Origin of the sequence: Halobellus sp. MBLA0158, from assembly GCF_041477585.1 — an archaeon.
Classification (GTDB): Archaea; Halobacteriota; Halobacteria; order Halobacteriales; family Haloferacaceae; genus Haloquadratum; species Haloquadratum rubicundus.
The window spans coordinates 2,605,258-2,620,358 of sequence record NZ_JBGNYA010000001.1; the positions used below are offsets into that span (position 1 = coordinate 2,605,258).

Genomic DNA, 15,101 nt, shown 5'->3' on the forward strand with positions numbered 1-15,101 from the left:
TGCGGAGCGGAGATATGGACGAGGACAGACGCGGGTTCCTTACGGATCTACTGACCACGGCCAGCCCCTCGGGGTTCGAATCGGCTGGCCAGCGAGTGTGGCTCGACTACGTGCGGGCGTTCGCCGACGACGTCTGGACCGACGACTACGGCAACGCGGTCGCGGTCCACGAGGGCGGCGCGGACGCGTCGATCGCCTTCACCGGGCACGCCGACGAGATCGGCTACATCGTCCGGAACATCACCGACGACGGCTTCCTCCGGATCGGCTCGATCGGCGGCGCCGACCGCACGGTCTCGCAGGGCCAGCACGTCACCGTCCACGGCGACGAGTCGGTGCCGGGCGTGATCGGCCAGACCGCGATCCACCTCCGGGACCGCGAGGACGAGTCCTACGAGGACATCGCAGAGCAGTTCGTCGACGTCGGCGCCGACGACGAGGAGGAAGCCCGCGAGCTCGTCGAGATCGGCGACCCCGTCACGGTCGAGACGCGCGTCCGCGACCTCCACGGTACCAAAGTCGCCGCCCGCGGGATGGACAACCGCGTCGGGACCTGGTCCGCGGCGGAGGGGCTCCGCGCGGCCGTCGAACGCGACGTCGACGCGACGGTCTACGCCGTCAGCACCGTCCAGGAGGAGGTCGGCGTCCAGGGCGCGAAGATGGTCGGCTTCGGGCTGGAACCGGACGCGGCGATCGCGGTCGACGTGACCCACGCGACGGACAACCCCGACATCCCCGGCAAGCGCACCGGCCCCGTCGAACTCGGCGCCGGCCCGGTCGTCTCCCGCGGGAGCGCGAACCACCCCTCGATCGTCGATCTCGCACGCGAGGCCGCCGGAGACGCCGACGTCGACGTCCAACTGCAGGCGACGGGCACGCGGACCGGCACCGACGCCGACGCCTTCTACACCTCGCGGAGCGGCATTCCCTCCCTGAATCTCGGGATTCCGAACCGTTACATGCACACGCCGGTCGAGGTCATCGACACCGACGACCTCGACGCCGCCGCGGAGTTGTTGGGCGCGGTCGCCGAGCGGGCGGCCGACGCCGCGCCGTTCGGCGTCGACCTGTCGTGATCGGGCGGCCGACCGGGGCGAATGCGGCGGGGGCCGACCCGCGCTCGATCCCCGTGCCGAACCCTGACACGGCCGTTCGGCCGAAAGAAAACCGTTAAAAGTCGGCGTAGGGTGTTGTGAGATATGGCTGGAACCATCGAAGTACTCGTTCCCGGCGGGGAGGCCAACCCCGGCCCGCCGCTCGGTCCGGAACTCGGCCCCACCCCCGTGAACGTTCAGGACGTCGTCCAGCAGATCAACGACGAGACGGCGGCGTTCGACGGGATGGAAGTCCCCGTCACCGTCGAGTACGAGGACGACGGCTCCTTTACGATCTCGGTCGGCGTCCCGCCGACGGCCGAACTCGTCAAGGACGAGGCCGGCTTCGAGACGGGCTCGGGCGAGCCCCAGGAGAACTTCGTCGCCGACCTGGACGTCGAGCAAGTGAAGAAGATCGCAGAGCAGAAGTCCTCGGACCTGCTCTCCTATGACTCGTTCAACGCCGCGAAGGAGGTCGTCGGGACCTGCACCTCGCTGGGCGTGACGATCGAGGGCAACGATCCGCGCGAGTTCAAACAGCGGATGGAAGACGGCGAGTACGACGACGTCTTCGTCGACGAGTAATCCGTCCAGACGCGCAGTCGACAGCGGGCCGCGACCGCGACCGGCCGCCCTTCTCTCTGCGAGTTTCGTCCGACCCTCCACCATTGGGTCCGTCAGCCGCGTCCGAGCGCCCGCACAGCGGCGCGTCCGCGGGGTTCGGTCCGTGCAGACGATTCCCACAGATCGGGCGTTTCGAGCCCGAAATCCGGCGGTACGGGGCTTCCGCTTCGACGGACTTAAGTCCGCCATCCTCCTTCGCTCCGACGAGGCAGGCAGACGCCTGTTTCACTGACCCGTAGGAGCAATCCTGCGTACTACGGAGGTGAATAATGGCAGATACGATAGTTGACGCAGTCTCTCGCGCACTCGACGAGTCCCCCTCGCGGAACTTCCGTGAGACGGTGGACCTCGCCGTGAATCTGCGCGACCTCGACCTAAACGACCCGTCGAAACGTGTCGACGAGTCTGTCGTTCTCCCGTCCGGCACCGGACAGGAGACGCAGATCGTCGTCTTCGCGAGCGGTGAGACCGCGCTCCGAGCCGAGGACGTCGCCGACCAAGTACTGGACGGCAACGACCTCGAAGACCTCGGAGACGACACCGACGCGGCAAAAGACCTCGCGGACGAGACCGACTTCTTCGTGGCAGAAGCCGATATGATGCAAGACATCGGCCGCTACCTCGGGACGGTCCTCGGTCCGCGCGGGAAGATGCCGACGCCGCTCCAGCCGGACGACGACGTCGTCGAGACAGTGAATCGGATGAAGAACACGGTGCAACTCCGCTCCCGCGACCGCCGGACGTTCCACACCCGCGTGGGTGCCGAAGACATGGACGCCGACGACATCGCGGACAACATCGACGTCATCGTCCGTCGACTCGAAGCGAGCCTGGAGAAGGGCCCGCTCAACATCGACTCGATGTACGTGAAGACGACGATGGGCCCGTCCGTGGAGGTACCCGCATGAGCGGCAGTGCCTCCGCGCGGCGCACCGAGACGATCCCCGAGTGGAAGAAAGAGGAGGTCGCCGAACTGGTCGACTTCCTGGAGAGCTACCAGTCGGTGGGCGTCGTCGACGTCGCCGGCATCCCGAGCCGGCAGCTCCAGAGCATGCGCCGTGAACTCCACGGCAGCGCGGAACTGCGGATGAGCCGCAACACGCTCACCGTCCGCGCGCTGGAGGAGGTCGACGACGGCCTCGAAGACCTGACCGAGTACGTCTCGGGCCAGGTCGCCCTCGTCGGCACCAACGACAACCCCTTCGGGCTCTACAAGCAGCTCGAGGCCTCGAAGACCCCCGCGCCGATCAGCGCGGGCGAGGTCGCCCCCAACGACATCGTCATCCCCGAGGGTGACACGGGCGTCGATCCCGGTCCGTTCGTGGGCGAGCTCCAGCAGGTCGGAGCCGCCGCCCGGATCCAGGACGGCTCGATCCAGGTCACCGAGGACTCGAAGGTGCTCAAAGCCGGCGAGGAGGTCTCCGAGGACCTCGAAGGCGTCCTCTCCGAGCTCGGCATCGAACCCAAGGAAGTCGGGCTCGACCTCCGCGGCGTCTTCTCCGAGGGCGTCCTGTTCGAGCCGGACGAACTCGCCATCGACGTCGACGAGTACCGCGCGGACATCGAGTCCGCCGCCGCGGCCGCTCGGAACCTCGCGGTCAACGCGGAGTACCCGACGGCGCAGTCCACCCCGACCCTCCTGGCCAAGGCGGCCGGCGAGGCGAAGGCGCTCGGGCTGTTCGCCGCCATCGAGGACCCCGACGTGCTGCCTGATCTCGTCGCGAAAGCCGACGCGCAGGTCCGCACGCTCGCGGCCCAGATCGACGACGACGAGGCGCTCCCGGAGGAACTCCGGGGGGTCGAGGCGCCCGAACCGGCCGCCGACGAGTCGGCCGAGACGGGCGACGAGGAAGCAGAATCGGCAGACGAAGAAGACGAAGACGAAGAAACTGACGCCGACGACGGCGGGGCCGACGACGATGACGACGACGGTGCCGAAGGACTCGGCGCGATGTTCGGATAACACACGAGGTACACAACAATGGAATACGTTTACGCTGCGCTCATCCTGAACGAATCGGGCGAAGAGATCAACGAAGACAACGTCACCGCGGTCCTGGAGGCCGCCGGCGTCGACGTCGAGGAATCCCGCGTCAAGGCGCTCGTCGCCGCGCTGGAGGACGTCGACATCGAGGAGGCCGTCGAGACGGCCGCCGCCGCGCCCGCGCCCGCTTCGGGCGGCGCCGCCGGCGGTGCCGACGAGGCCGACGCCGACGAGGACGAGGGCGACGCCGACGAGGCCGAAGAGGAGGCCGACGAAGGCGACGCCGACGAGGAAGAGGACGAAGAGGCCAGCGGCGAGGGCCTCGGCAACCTCTTCGGCTGAAGCCGACGGACGCCGACCGTCCGATCCGGACGTCGCGCCGACTCGTCTCCCGAACCGATTTCTTTCGACGCCACCCGGCGAGCCGCGCGTCCGCGACCCGCGCGCGGTCGCGAGCCGCGTCGTCGTCGGGGCGCGCGCCGCCCGCCGAACAGCCCCGAGCCGACAGTATATATACGATCACGCCGAAACGCCGGGAGTGATCGTCGTCGCGACCGACGACTTCGAGCTGTACCACGACGTCGTCGACGAACTCCGGGACCGGGGCGTGACCTTCACCACCCAGGAGCCGGGCGAGGGGCTCCCCGACCGCACGCGGGTCGTGATCCGCGCGCCGGAGGACCGCGTGGAGACGCCCGCGGACGTCGAGACCGTGGTCGCGGACGCGGACGGCGCACGCCGCGCCGTCGAGGAGGTCGTCTCGATCCTCCGGGGCGGCGGCGGGCGGACGGTCGTCGGCGTCGACCCGGGGACGCGCCCCGGCATCGCCGTGCTCAAAGGCGACACCGTCGTCGCGGCGTTCCAGGTGCCGCTCGCGGACGCCGTCGAGACCGTCAGACGGGAGGTCGAAGACGAGCCCGATCCGGTGGTCCGGATCGGCGACGGCGCGCGGCTCCAGGGCTCGCAGTTGGTCAACGACCTCGACGATGTCGCCGTCGAGTTGGTCGACGAGACGGGGACGACGCCCTACCTCGGGACCGGCGCGCGGGGGATGGGCGACGTCCTCGCGGCGGTCAACATCGCGCGGCTCCCCGGCGAGGAGGTGAGCAGCCGCGAGATCGAGCCGACCGCGGGGGAACTCCAGCGCATCAAGAACCGCTCGCGGGAGGCATCGGCCGACGGTCGGACGATCGACGAGGGGCTCGCCCGCCGGGTCGCGGCCGGCGAACTCACCGTCAGGGAGGCGCTGGAGGCCCACCGCGAGCGGGGCGCCGGGGCCGACGAAGCGGACGAAGGCGACGAGCAGTAGCAGAGCGACGAGCGGAACTACTCGCTGCGCACCGCCGCCTCGGCCCGGCGCATCACTTCGCGGACCGGGAGCCCGGTCGCCGTGGCGACCGAAAGCGCGTCGTCGTACTCCGCGCTGTAATCGTAGGGGTCGCCGTCGGCGTCGGACGCGATCTTCACGGCGACCTCGTGGGTGTCGCCGTCGACGTCGATTTCGGCCGTCTCGAAGTCGCGACCGGCGACCCAGCGGTGGCCGGCGCCGTGCTCCCGGACGCCGAGGGTCCCCGTCTCGACCGCGAGCCGGTGGGCGACGCGCTCTGCGTCCTCGGGCCGAACGATGACCTTCACCAGGTGGCCGGGGCGGGACTTCTTCATCGTCGTCGGGAGGATCGTCACGTCGCGCGCGCCGGCGGCTTTGAGCGTCTCCTGGAGCCCGCCAAGCAGTTCGGGCGAGGCGTCGTCGAGGTTCGTCTCCAGGACGGTGATCTGGTCACGGTCGAGCCGGCGGCCGCCGTCGCCGACGAGCGCACGGAGGACGTTCGGCCGCTCGGGGAAGTCGTAGCCGCCCGCGCCGTAGCCCGACGCGTCGACGTCGAGGGTCGGGAGCGCGTCGACGCCCTCCGCGACGTGCGCGAGGATCGCCGCCCCCGTGGGGGTGAGGAGTTCGGCGTCAACCGGGCCGCCGCGGAGCGACCACGACGCGTCGGCGGCGATCTCGACGACGGCGGGGGCGGGGATCGGATACTCGCCGTGCGCCATCTCCTGGGAGCCGTCGCCGGTCGAGAGCGGCGTCGTGACCACGCGCTCGACGTCGAGGTCGTCGAGGAGGAGCGCGACGCCGACGACGTCGGCGATGGCGTCGTCGGCGCCGACCTCGTGGAAGTGGGTGTCGTCGAGGTCGGTGTCGTGGACGGCCGCCTCGGCCTCACCGAGGAGCCGGAAGATCGCCTTGGCGTCTGCTTCGACCGCGTCCGGGAGATCCATCGACTCGACGATCTCGATCACCTCAGGATAGGTACGGTGTGGGCCGTGACCCTCCGCGGGCGTTCCATTAGCGGCGTCGTGATCGTGGCCGTCCCGGTCGTGGGTGTGGTGACTGTGGTCGTGGTCACCGTGTCCGTCGTGAGCCTGCCCGTGAGTCCGCTCTCGGTCGTCGGCGAACACCACGCGGACCCGCGTCGCGGCGATGCCGTTCTCGTCGACGGTCCCGACGTCGTACCGGAGATCCAGGGCGTCTTCGACCGGCGCGAGCGCGTCGGGGTCGGCGCCGGCGTCGAGGAGGGCCGCGAGCAGCATATCGCCGCTGGCGCCCATCCGACCGTCGAAAGCGAGCGTGCGCATACCGACAAATCGCGGCGGGACGGCAAAGGTCCAGCGAGACGGGCGCGGGCCGCGTCTCTGCCGCGGTCGGTAAGGATTTGTATCCCCGAATCGAACGATGCTACAGAGTGTCACACCGGGGCAGGACCGCCCCGCGAGCGGACGCAGGGAAGGACTTAACCCCGGTCGTGACCGACTGGCGGGACGCATCCCCGCGACCCAATCATGAACGAAGTTCAACTCGAAGTGGCGAAGGCGTACCCGAACGACTCGGGGCGCGGTATCGCCCGTCTGGACCCGGACACGTTGCTGCATCTGAAGCTCTCGCCGGGAGATATCATCGAAATCGAGGGCGCCGAGACGACGGCGGCGAAGGTGTGGCGCGCGGACCGGCAGGACTGGAACACCGACACGGTCCGCATCGACGGCTTCACGCGACAGAACGCCGACGTCAGCATCGGCGAGCGGGTGACGATCCGGAAGGCCGAAGAGACCAAAGCCGAGAAGCTCGTGCTCGCGCCGCCCGAGGAGGCGAGCGTCCAGTTCGGCTCCGACGCGGCCGGGATGGTGAAACGCCAGATCCTCAAGCGGCCGGTCGTCGAGCGCGACATCGTGCCCGTGATGTCCTCGACGAACCATCCGTTTATGCGCTCGCCCGGCCAGGCGATCCCGCTCATCGCCGTCGAGACCGAGCCCGACGGCGTCTGTCTGGTGACAGAAGACACCGAGGTCGAACTCCGCGAGGAGCCCATCTCGGGCTTCGAGAAGACCGGCGGCGGGATCACCTACGAGGACATCGGCGGCCTCCAGAGCGAGATCCAGCGCGTGCGGGAGATGGTCGAGCTCCCGATGAAGCACCCGCAGATCTTCAAGAAGCTCGGGATCGAGCCGCCGCAGGGCGTGCTGCTGCACGGCCCGCCGGGGACGGGCAAGACCCTCCTGGCGAAGGCCGTCGCCAACGAGACCTCCGCGAGCTTCTTCTCCATCGCGGGCCCCGAGATCATCTCGAAGTACTACGGCGAGTCCGAACAGCAGTTGCGCGAGATCTTCGAGGACGCCACCGAGGAGTCGCCCTCTATCATCTTCATCGACGAGCTCGACTCGATCGCGCCCAAGCGCGAGGACGTCACCGGCGAGGTCGAGCGCCGCGTCGTCGCCCAGCTGCTGACGATGATGGACGGCCTCGAAACGCGGGGCCAGGTCATCGTCATCGCGGCGACGAACCGCGTCGACAGCGTCGACCCCGCGCTCCGTCGCCCCGGCCGCTTCGACCGCGAGATCGAGATCGGCGTGCCAGACGAGACCGGACGGAAGGAGATCCTCCAGATCCACACCCGCGGGATGCCGCTGTCTGACGACGTCTCCCTCGACCACCTCGCGGACGAGACCCACGGCTTCGTCGGCGCCGACATCGAGTCGCTGACGAAGGAGGCCGCGATGAAGGCCCTCCGCAGATACCTCCCCGAGATCGACCTCGACGAGGAGGACATCCCGCCGAGCCTCATTGACCGGATGATCGTCAAGCGCGAGGACTTCCAGGGCGCCCTCGCGGACGTGGAGCCGTCGGCGATGCGGGAGGTGCTCGTCGAACTGCCGAAGGTGTCCTGGGACGACGTCGGCGGGCTCGAAGATCCCAAGCAGACGGTGAAAGAGAGCGTCGAGTGGCCCCTCACCTCCGAGGACAGATTCGAGCGGATGGGGATCGATCCCCCGAAGGGCGTGCTGCTGTACGGGCCGCCGGGGACGGGCAAGACCCTGATCGCGAAGGCCGTCGCCAACGAGACGAACGCGAACTTCATCTCGGTCAGAGGCCCGCAGCTCCTCTCGAAGTGGGTCGGCGAGTCCGAAAAGGCCATCCGGCAGACGTTCCGGAAGGCCCGCCAGGTCAGCCCGACGATCATCTTCTTCGACGAGCTCGACAGCCTCGCGCCCAGCCGCGGCGGCGACACCGGCAACAACGTCTCCGAGCGGGTCGTCAATCAGCTCCTGACCGAGCTCGACGGCTTGGAGGAGAACGGCAACGTGATGGTCATCGGCGCGACCAACCGCCCGGATATGATCGACCCGGCGCTGATCCGGTCCGGGCGGTTCGACCGCCTCGTGCTGATCGGCCAGCCCGACGAGGAGGGCCGCGAGCAGATCCTCAAGATCCACACCCGCGACTCGCCGCTCGCGCCCGACGTGAGCCTGCGCGAGATCGCCGAGATCACCGACGGCTACGTCGGCTCCGACCTGGAGACGATCGGCCGCGAGGCCGCCATCGAGGCGCTCAGGGAGGACGGCGACGCCGAGGAGATCGAGATGCGGCACTTCCGCAAGGCGATGGAGTCCGTCCGGCCGACGATCACCGACGACCTGATGGAGTACTACGAGGAGATGCAAGAGCAGTTCAAGGGCGGCAGCAGCGAGCGGCTCGGCGAGCGGCGCGACGGCCGCATCGGCTTCCAGTGAGGCCGAGACCGTAGCGGTGCAGGGCGGCCGGGTCGCGGGATCTTCGTTCTTCGTTTCTCGTTTCTTATCTGACGATCGTCACCGGTACGGGCGACCGCCGCGCGACGTGTTCGGCGACGCTGCCGAGCAGGAGCCGCGAGACGCCGCGCCGGCCGTGACTGCCGACAGCGACGTGGTCTGCGTCCCGGTCGCGGGCCTGTTCGACGATCGTCGCCGCCGGGCGTCCGACCTCGGTGACGGTCTCGACGGCGGCGGCGCCGTCGGACTCGCGCTCGCCGGCCAACAGGTCCCGTCCCTCCGCGAGGATCTCCTCGGCATCGGCCTTCGCCTCCTGGTACCAGTCCTCCGAGCCGGTCGGCAGGACGCCGGCGCGGTAGCCCGCCTGTACGGGGTCGATCACGTGGAGGAGCGTCACGCGGGCGTCCGGCCACTCGTCGGCGACGAACCGGACGGCATAGAGCGCCTGGGGCGAGCCGTCGAGCGGGACGAGTACGTGCCTCGGCATACGCCCGCCTACACCGTCGACGTATAAAAAACAGCAACCGAGCGCACCGCGACCCGGAGCCGTCGGGCGACTCAGTCGCCGTGGCGCGTGAGACAGACCGGCAGGCCCTTCAGTTCGACCGGCTCGGAGTTGTCCGGCGAGTAGACGACCGCCTGGCCCTTCTCCATGTACGGCACCTTGTCCTCCAGGGCGGGCGGGATGTTCACGCTCTTTATCGCGTCCTCGTCGCCGAGGTTGAGGACGAGCCGGGTGTTGATCTGCTTGAACACCGACTCGGCGACGTCCTGGGGGTCCTGGGTGACGAGGAAGAGCCCGAGGCGCTCCTTGCGGCCCTGCTTCGCGGCCTCGGTGAACTTCGAGATGACCTTCCGCGCCTGGACCGTGTCGGCGTCGGCCAGGAAGTTGTGGGCCTCGTCCATCCCCAGGAGGAGCGGCGTCTCCTTTATCCGCGTCGAGTCGGGGGCGTTCGAGAGCTTGTCGTCGATGAGCATACTCGACACCGCGAGCACGAACAGCTCCTTCGCGCGGCTGGTCGAGAGGTGGTAGGTCGGGATCACCGTCAGCCCGCCGGGGCGGACGAGCTGGTGGTCCAGCTCCGTGATCGGCCGCGCGGACTGGTCGAAGACGCCGTTCGGCACGCCGTGGACCCGGCGCTTGACCGCGTCGAACGTCGACTCGTGGACGCGCCCCGACTCGTCGAGCTGCTCTTTGAGCGCGGGGTCGTCGAGGAACGTCTTGAACTCCGCGTACGTCCCGCCGTCGCCGTACTCACCGAAGAAGCGCGACAGCAGCTGACGGAGCGCGGCGTACTGATTCTCGTTCAAGCTGCTGCCGGCGACGAGCCAGGGCCGGTCGCGCGCCATCGAAAAGGGGATCGTGAACTCCAGTTGCTCGGCCCGGTGGTTGTCGCCGCCGTAGGGCACGCTGTCTTCCTTCGGCACCAAGGCGACCGTGTCGTCGTAGCCGCCGTGGACGATCCCCTCGCGCTCGTAGCGCCGTTTCGTCTCTGCGTCCATCTCGGGGTTGTCGTCGTGCATCTGGGCGTACTCGTCCTGCGGGTCGAACTGCACGACCGCGAGGCGGGCCGAGCGGCCGTCGTCCATCTCGTAGGTCCGCTCCTCGTCGAGGAGCTGCCGGAGGACGTTCTTCGTCGCGTGGGTCTTGCCCGACCCGGTGCCGCCGGCGACGAGGGTGTGCCGGAAGACGAGCGGGTCGCCGTCGCTGTAGTCGTCGCGGAGCCGGTAGTCGATCGTCGGCGGCTCGGCCGCGGTCCGGACCTTCTCGCCGCCGACAGAGAGGTGCCCGAGGAAGATGCCCGCCGAGGGGATCTTCAGGCCGGTCTTGATCTGGTCGGGGTCGGTGGCCTCGGTGACGACGGCGCCGGGCTTGGGCACGCGGTCGACCATCCGGCGCTTCAGCGTCCGCTCGTCGTCGCGTCCCCCGTCCTCGAAGAGGACCGCCAGGGGGTCGAGCGACGCGACGAACTTGTAGTCGCGTTCCTCAAACTGGTCGCGGCGCATCGCGCGCCGGGCGTGGATCTCGGTGGCGTCGTCGGTCTGGAACTCCTGGGCGTACTCCAGGGCGGTGATCTTCGCGAACAGCAGTTCGTCGTCCGGGTAGGGGACGAGCAGGTACTTCCCGAGCCGGACGGCGTCGCGGTTGTCGGTGGTGACGTACGCGCGCAGGGAGGTCTCGTCGCCGTCCTCGGCGACGCGGAGGCCCTGAGAGACCGAGATCGCGCCGAGCCCGCGGTCCCGACCCGCCGGCGACGCGTCGTACGGCTCGAAGGCGACCTCGTCGGGCGAGTCGTCGTCGCGTGGAGTCCCTCCGTCGCCGGCCTCGACTCGATCGCCGTCGGCGGCCGCGTCGCTCCCGCGGTTCGCCTCGTCGTCGCGGCTCGGTTCGCCGCCGGCGTCGCCCTCGTCGTCGGTCGGTCGGTCGTCCGCGCCCGGCTCGAAGTCCCCGAGATCCATCTCGTCTTCCCTCTGCGTCGGCAGCGACTAATAAGGACTGCTCTCCGGGCCGCCAGCGACCGGACGCGCGCGGCGAGTCGCCACGCCGGGCCGCTTTTCCCCGCCGGGGTCCTACCGGAGGTATGCTTCTCGTGCGCGGCCACGGCGGCGGGACGACCCTCACGGGGACGATCTTCGAGCGCGGCGAGCGCGCGCCCTCCTACAAGGGCGCGCCCGACGAGGACGCCCCCTACGTCTGGGTCTGCGACGCCTTCTACGAGGTCGAAAGCGGCGGCTCCGAGACGGTGATCGACGGGGAGACGAAACACGTCGCCTTCGAGTCGCCGATGCCGCGCGGATTCGAGACCCGCGAGCGCGCGCTCGATGCGGCCAAGGAACACGTCCGGACCCAGTTCGCCCGCGTGGGCGTCCCCGAGTCCGAGGTCGACGTCGAGGTCCTGAAAGAAGAGCCGGGCGCCGAACACTCCTGATCTCCCGACCCGCTCGCGCGATCACTCGAAGTCGCCCCACCGCAGTTCGTCGTACCGCTTGACCTCGTCGCTGTCGAGCGCGTCCTCGAACTTCCGCCGGAGCGACGACTTCTCGCCGGCGCCAATCCGCGCGAGCTCATCCGCCTTCGCGACCGCCTCGGGCGGCCCCCGCCGGGCCGCGACCTCGCCGACGAACTGCCGGGTCAGCGCCTCCCTGACCTCCGGGTCGCTCGCGAACGCGCGCGGCGTCTCGACGCGGTAGAGCACGTCGGTCTGCGGCTCGTAGATCGCGAAGAAGCACGTCTCGTACAGCTCGGGATCGAGTCGCCGCTCGACCCCGTAGGCGTCGCCGTCGGCCGCGACCGCGGCGTCGACGCCGCCCCGGGAGACGAACCAGTTCGTGAACGTCACCTCGTCGGTGCGGCGGCCCTCGCGACCGTGATCGGCCGCGTCCGCCGGGGCCGACGCGTCCGGCACCTCCCGCCGGCGCTCCAACAGCCGGGTGAAGAACGCGGCGTCGTCGGTCCACGGGACGTCGATCCCGTCGTCGCGGTCGCGGAGCGTGCCGACGATCCGCTTCGAGGCGGGGTTCTTCACGAAGCCGCAGAGCGGCACCTCGCGCTCGACGAACGACTCCACGAGCCGGACGTAGTTCTCGACGACCGAGCGGGGCTTGAGCTCCTCGGCGAGCTCGCGGAGTTCGGCGTCGCGGTCGCGCCAGTTCAGCAGTTCGACCGGATACAGCGGGCCGTCGAGGATCAGCAGATCCGAGACCGACCCGGCGTGTTCGAGCGCGTGGGCGCTCTCGGCGAGGTAGAGCGCGAGCGCGTGGACGATGCCCTCGGCGTAGCGGTTCACGCGCGGGACGTTCATCACGCGCCACCGGCAGTAGCCCTCGTCGAGCTTCCGCCAGGGTTCGTCGAGTGGCACGGTCCCGTCGTTGACGTGCGTCGCGGCCACGATGCTCCGGTGGCGGTGGAGGTCCAGGTCCGAGGGGACGGCCGCCATCGCCGCCTGGGCGACGTCGACGACTAGGCCGTTCTTGAACGTCGTGGGGTTGATCGTCCCGGAGTCGAGCCCGTGGGTCGTCTCGAACGGCGCGGGCGCGAGCGCGGCGTCCTCGGCGTCGGCCGCGCGGAGGCGTCGCTCGTCGACCGGCTCGATCACGACGCGCCCGTCGGGGCCGTACAGCGGGTCCAAGAACTCCGACCAGATCCGCGCCGCGACGTCGACGTGGTCCGAGTCGTCCACCTGGCGCGCGAGGTAGGCGGCGAGGTCCGCGATGCTGTCGACGTGGACGGGATCGAGCGTCACGTCCCACCACTGGACGCGCGGCGAGAAAAAGCCCGCGTCGTCGGCGCGGAGCGACCCGAGCGCGGCGGGTCCCGAGTGGGAACAGTCATACGTCGCGACGACGTACGCCCGCCCGTGACAGTCACCGCGGTCGGGTTCGACCTCGACGAGACGCTCGCGGTCCCCACCCGGGACCGCGCGACGATCCTCGGGGACGCCGCCGAGATGGCCGACGCGCCGCCGCTCTCCCGCGAGGCCTACCTGGACGCGCACCGCCGGAACCTCACCCGCGAGACACGCACGCCCATCTTCGCCGATCTGCTCGCCGACCACGACACCGACGTCGACCCCGAGCGCGTCGCGACGGCGTACCGCGAGGAGATCGCCGACGCCCTCGTCCCCGTCCCGGAGATCGAACCGTTCCTGACGCGGCTCCGATCGGAGTACCGCGTCGGCCTGCTCACGAACGGCCCCCGCCTCGCCCAGCGCGACAAGCTGGCGACGCTCGGCTGGGGCGATATGTTCGATACCGCGCTCGTCACCGGCGAACTCGACGCCGGCAAGCCCGATCCCGCCGCCTTCGAGGCGCTGCTCGACGCGCTCGGAACCGATCCCGGAGAGACCGCCTACGTCGGCGACGACGTCGACGCCGACATCGCCGGCGCCGCCGAGGCCGGACTCGTGCCGATCCAGGTCCTCTACGAGGGCGGCCCCGAGCCCTCGCCGCGCGCCGCGGTCCACCTCCCGCGCGAGGAACTGGTGACGCGACTGCCCGAGGTCCTCGACGGCCTCTGAATCCGCCCTTCTGCGCTATTCGTCGCTCTCGCGCACTTCCGCCATCTCCGAGACGACGGCCCGCCACACCGGGAGCGTCCACTTCACTTGTGCGCCGTCCCCGACGAAGACGAGCGTCTTCGGCGGGCGGACGGCCTTCGGACGCACGCGGAGCCCCGCCTCGTCCGCGGCGTCGGCGGCGGCCTCGACCGCGCGCGCGAACTCGATGCGGACCCGATCCGGTTGGACGAACACCGACGCGACGCGGTCGCCGTCGCCGCGAGCGGGCTCGATCGCGTAGGCGAAGGCTCCGTCCGGGGTCGGCTCCACGTCGGGGTCGGCGTCGGTGACCGCGAGCGTATCGAAGTCGTCGTGGCCCGTCACCTCGCTCGCGAGGAACTGCGCGATGCGGCGCCCGTCGGTCAGTCGGTCCTCGACCATGGGTGGCCTTGCCCGCGGGGCGAAAAGAGGGCTCCGTTCGCCGTCGCGGCCCCACAGCGTTGTTGTCACTCCCGGAGTTCGTCGCGCGCCGCCCGCGCCGCGTCGCCGACGTCGACGCCGCGGCGGCGGGCGTACAGCGCCGCGGCCGCCTCGACGGCGATGCCGAGCCGCCGCTGGGTCTCGTTGATCGCGGCGACCGCCTCCTGTTTGTCGTGGCCGTCGGCGACGAGCGCATCGAGGATCCGCTCGAAGGTCGACTGCTCGCGGAGGATCGACTCGTCGGGCTCGAACTCCTCGGGCACCGAGACCGACGCGGGGTCGAACTGCGCGACCACGTCGCCGTCCTCGCGGGCGAGCAGGCCGCGGCCCGCGCCGACGTCGATGAGTCGCTTCGCCTGATCCGGCGAGAACCAACTCCGGTCCAGCGCGAGCGCGACGACGAACTCGCCCTCCCCGAGCCGCGTCGTCCCCTGCTGCTTGAACGGGACCGCGACCGCGACTTCGAGGCTCATACGCGCACGAGGAACGCCCGGAACAAGAGTTTCCGGATTCGGTCCGAAAGTCGGATCGGCCCGGCGGAACCGACCCCGGCGACAGATCAGAACTGGCCGACCGTCCCGACGAGCAGCATCGCCGCCGCGACGACCGACGCGACGCTGCTGGCGACGGCGAGCGGGACCGCCGACGCGAGGCCGACCGCGCCGCCGCAGACCAGACTCAGTCCCATTCCGCCCAACACGTAGTCGTACCGCGTCGGCGCTCCCCGTGGCGCGTCCATTGGTAATTACATCTAATTAGAACGGGTACTAAATATCTTATGACAATTAACGCGAGTGAACCGGGCGCCGACGGCGGTATCCGAGAGCGCGCGGGAGATCGGGGCAG

Annotated in this window: 16 protein-coding genes; 9 read left to right on the forward strand and 7 right to left on the reverse strand. The window is 69.9% G+C overall.

The window, feature by feature from the left end; all coding sequences use genetic code 11:
- Positions 1 to 14 precede the first annotated feature (14 nt).
- The 6 genes from OS889_RS13120 to OS889_RS13145 all read left to right on the forward strand — a co-directional run bounded on the left by OS889_RS13120 (position 15) and on the right by OS889_RS13145 (position 5,011).
- Positions 15 to 1,076 carry a M20/M25/M40 family metallo-hydrolase gene (locus OS889_RS13120; RefSeq protein ID WP_372390411.1) on the forward strand — a complete coding sequence of 354 codons (1,062 nt, stop codon included), beginning with the start codon at positions 15 to 17 and terminating at the stop codon, positions 1,074 to 1,076.
- A gap of 123 nt (positions 1,077 to 1,199) precedes the next feature.
- The gene (locus OS889_RS13125; protein ID WP_372390413.1) at positions 1,200 to 1,679 is read left to right on the forward strand and encodes a 50S ribosomal protein L11; all 480 of its coding nucleotides are present in this window, start codon (positions 1,200 to 1,202) and stop codon (positions 1,677 to 1,679) included.
- Between the two features lie 308 nt (positions 1,680 to 1,987).
- A complete protein-coding gene (locus tag OS889_RS13130; protein WP_372390414.1) occupies positions 1,988 to 2,626 on the forward strand; it encodes a 50S ribosomal protein L1 in 639 nt (212 codons plus the stop codon).
- Positions 2,623 to 3,681, forward strand: coding sequence for a 50S ribosomal protein L10 (locus OS889_RS13135; protein ID WP_372390415.1), 1,059 nt, complete (start codon positions 2,623 to 2,625; stop codon positions 3,679 to 3,681). The genes OS889_RS13130 and OS889_RS13135 overlap by 4 nt, the downstream gene beginning before the upstream one ends.
- 18 nt (positions 3,682 to 3,699) lie before the next feature.
- On the forward strand, positions 3,700 to 4,044 hold the full coding sequence (rpl12p, locus tag OS889_RS13140; protein WP_372390417.1) for a 50S ribosomal protein P1: 345 nt from the start codon (positions 3,700 to 3,702) through the stop codon (positions 4,042 to 4,044).
- A 196-nt stretch (positions 4,045 to 4,240) separates the two neighbouring features.
- Positions 4,241 to 5,011: a hypothetical protein gene (locus OS889_RS13145; protein ID WP_372390419.1), complete on the forward strand. Its 771-nt coding sequence runs from the start codon at positions 4,241 to 4,243 to the stop codon at positions 5,009 to 5,011.
- Positions 5,012 to 5,028: 17 nt separating this feature from the next.
- Here the strand turns inward: OS889_RS13145 and larC are convergent, their stop codons facing one another.
- A complete protein-coding gene (gene larC / locus OS889_RS13150; protein WP_372390421.1) occupies positions 5,029 to 6,330 on the reverse strand; it encodes a nickel pincer cofactor biosynthesis protein LarC in 1,302 nt (433 codons plus the stop codon).
- A gap of 204 nt (positions 6,331 to 6,534) precedes the next feature.
- Between larC and OS889_RS13155 the strand changes: the two genes are divergently transcribed.
- Positions 6,535 to 8,760, forward strand: a complete 2,226-nt coding sequence (locus OS889_RS13155) for a CDC48 family AAA ATPase (protein WP_372390423.1) — start codon at positions 6,535 to 6,537, stop codon at positions 8,758 to 8,760.
- A gap of 64 nt (positions 8,761 to 8,824) precedes the next feature.
- Here the strand turns inward: OS889_RS13155 and OS889_RS13160 are convergent, their stop codons facing one another.
- The gene (locus OS889_RS13160) at positions 8,825 to 9,265 is read right to left on the reverse strand and encodes a universal stress protein (RefSeq protein ID WP_372390425.1); all 441 of its coding nucleotides are present in this window, start codon (positions 9,263 to 9,265) and stop codon (positions 8,825 to 8,827) included.
- A gap of 71 nt (positions 9,266 to 9,336) precedes the next feature.
- Positions 9,337 to 11,238, reverse strand: coding sequence for an ATP-binding protein (locus OS889_RS13165; protein ID WP_372390427.1), 1,902 nt, complete (start codon positions 11,236 to 11,238; stop codon positions 9,337 to 9,339).
- Positions 11,239 to 11,360: 122 nt separating this feature from the next.
- On the opposite strand from OS889_RS13165, the gene OS889_RS13170 reads away from it, so the two are divergent.
- Positions 11,361 to 11,708 (forward strand): DUF7113 family protein, encoded by a 348-nt coding sequence (locus tag OS889_RS13170; RefSeq protein ID WP_372390429.1) that lies wholly within the window; start codon positions 11,361 to 11,363, stop codon positions 11,706 to 11,708.
- Between the two features lie 21 nt (positions 11,709 to 11,729).
- Here the strand turns inward: OS889_RS13170 and OS889_RS13175 are convergent, their stop codons facing one another.
- Positions 11,730 to 13,022 carry a DNA double-strand break repair nuclease NurA gene (locus OS889_RS13175; RefSeq protein WP_372390431.1) on the reverse strand — a complete coding sequence of 431 codons (1,293 nt, stop codon included), beginning with the start codon at positions 13,020 to 13,022 and terminating at the stop codon, positions 11,730 to 11,732.
- A 114-nt stretch (positions 13,023 to 13,136) separates the two neighbouring features.
- Here OS889_RS13175 and OS889_RS13180 point away from each other — a divergent pair, with 114 nt between their 5' ends.
- The gene (locus OS889_RS13180; RefSeq protein ID WP_372390433.1) at positions 13,137 to 13,796 is read left to right on the forward strand and encodes an HAD family hydrolase; all 660 of its coding nucleotides are present in this window, start codon (positions 13,137 to 13,139) and stop codon (positions 13,794 to 13,796) included.
- Positions 13,797 to 13,811: 15 nt separating this feature from the next.
- On the opposite strand, the gene OS889_RS13185 is transcribed toward OS889_RS13180, so the two are convergent.
- The 3 genes from OS889_RS13185 to OS889_RS13195 form a co-directional block, all read right to left on the reverse strand.
- Positions 13,812 to 14,216: a DUF7993 family protein gene (locus OS889_RS13185; protein ID WP_372390435.1), complete on the reverse strand. Its 405-nt coding sequence runs from the start codon at positions 14,214 to 14,216 to the stop codon at positions 13,812 to 13,814.
- A gap of 65 nt (positions 14,217 to 14,281) precedes the next feature.
- The gene (locus OS889_RS13190) at positions 14,282 to 14,728 is read right to left on the reverse strand and encodes a DUF2240 family protein (protein WP_372390437.1); all 447 of its coding nucleotides are present in this window, start codon (positions 14,726 to 14,728) and stop codon (positions 14,282 to 14,284) included.
- A gap of 86 nt (positions 14,729 to 14,814) precedes the next feature.
- Positions 14,815 to 14,994 (reverse strand): DUF8015 family protein, encoded by a 180-nt coding sequence (locus tag OS889_RS13195; protein WP_372390439.1) that lies wholly within the window; start codon positions 14,992 to 14,994, stop codon positions 14,815 to 14,817.
- Positions 14,995 to 15,101 lie beyond the last annotated feature (107 nt).

What these genes read in the sequence shown, in the direction of transcription:
- OS889_RS13135 (WP_372390415.1), top strand. Translation starts at nt 2,623, where the DNA reads ATGAGCGGCAGTGCCTCCGCGCGGCGCACCGAGACGATCCCCGAGTGG.
- OS889_RS13160 (WP_372390425.1), bottom strand. Translation starts at nt 9,265, where the DNA reads ATGCCGAGGCACGTACTCGTCCCGCTCGACGGCTCGCCCCAGGCGCTC.
- OS889_RS13165 (WP_372390427.1), bottom strand. Translation starts at nt 11,238, where the DNA reads ATGGATCTCGGGGACTTCGAGCCGGGCGCGGACGACCGACCGACCGAC.
- OS889_RS13120 (WP_372390411.1), top strand. Translation starts at nt 15, where the DNA reads ATGGACGAGGACAGACGCGGGTTCCTTACGGATCTACTGACCACGGCC.
- OS889_RS13185 (WP_372390435.1), bottom strand. Translation starts at nt 14,216, where the DNA reads ATGGTCGAGGACCGACTGACCGACGGGCGCCGCATCGCGCAGTTCCTC.
- OS889_RS13155 (WP_372390423.1), top strand. Translation starts at nt 6,535, where the DNA reads ATGAACGAAGTTCAACTCGAAGTGGCGAAGGCGTACCCGAACGACTCG.
- rpl12p (WP_372390417.1), top strand. Translation starts at nt 3,700, where the DNA reads ATGGAATACGTTTACGCTGCGCTCATCCTGAACGAATCGGGCGAAGAG.
- OS889_RS13190 (WP_372390437.1), bottom strand. Translation starts at nt 14,728, where the DNA reads ATGAGCCTCGAAGTCGCGGTCGCGGTCCCGTTCAAGCAGCAGGGGACG.
- larC (WP_372390421.1), bottom strand. Translation starts at nt 6,330, where the DNA reads ATGCGCACGCTCGCTTTCGACGGTCGGATGGGCGCCAGCGGCGATATG.
- OS889_RS13130 (WP_372390414.1), top strand. Translation starts at nt 1,988, where the DNA reads ATGGCAGATACGATAGTTGACGCAGTCTCTCGCGCACTCGACGAGTCC.
- OS889_RS13195 (WP_372390439.1), bottom strand. Translation starts at nt 14,994, where the DNA reads ATGGACGCGCCACGGGGAGCGCCGACGCGGTACGACTACGTGTTGGGC.
- OS889_RS13125 (WP_372390413.1), top strand. Translation starts at nt 1,200, where the DNA reads ATGGCTGGAACCATCGAAGTACTCGTTCCCGGCGGGGAGGCCAACCCC.
- OS889_RS13170 (WP_372390429.1), top strand. Translation starts at nt 11,361, where the DNA reads ATGCTTCTCGTGCGCGGCCACGGCGGCGGGACGACCCTCACGGGGACG.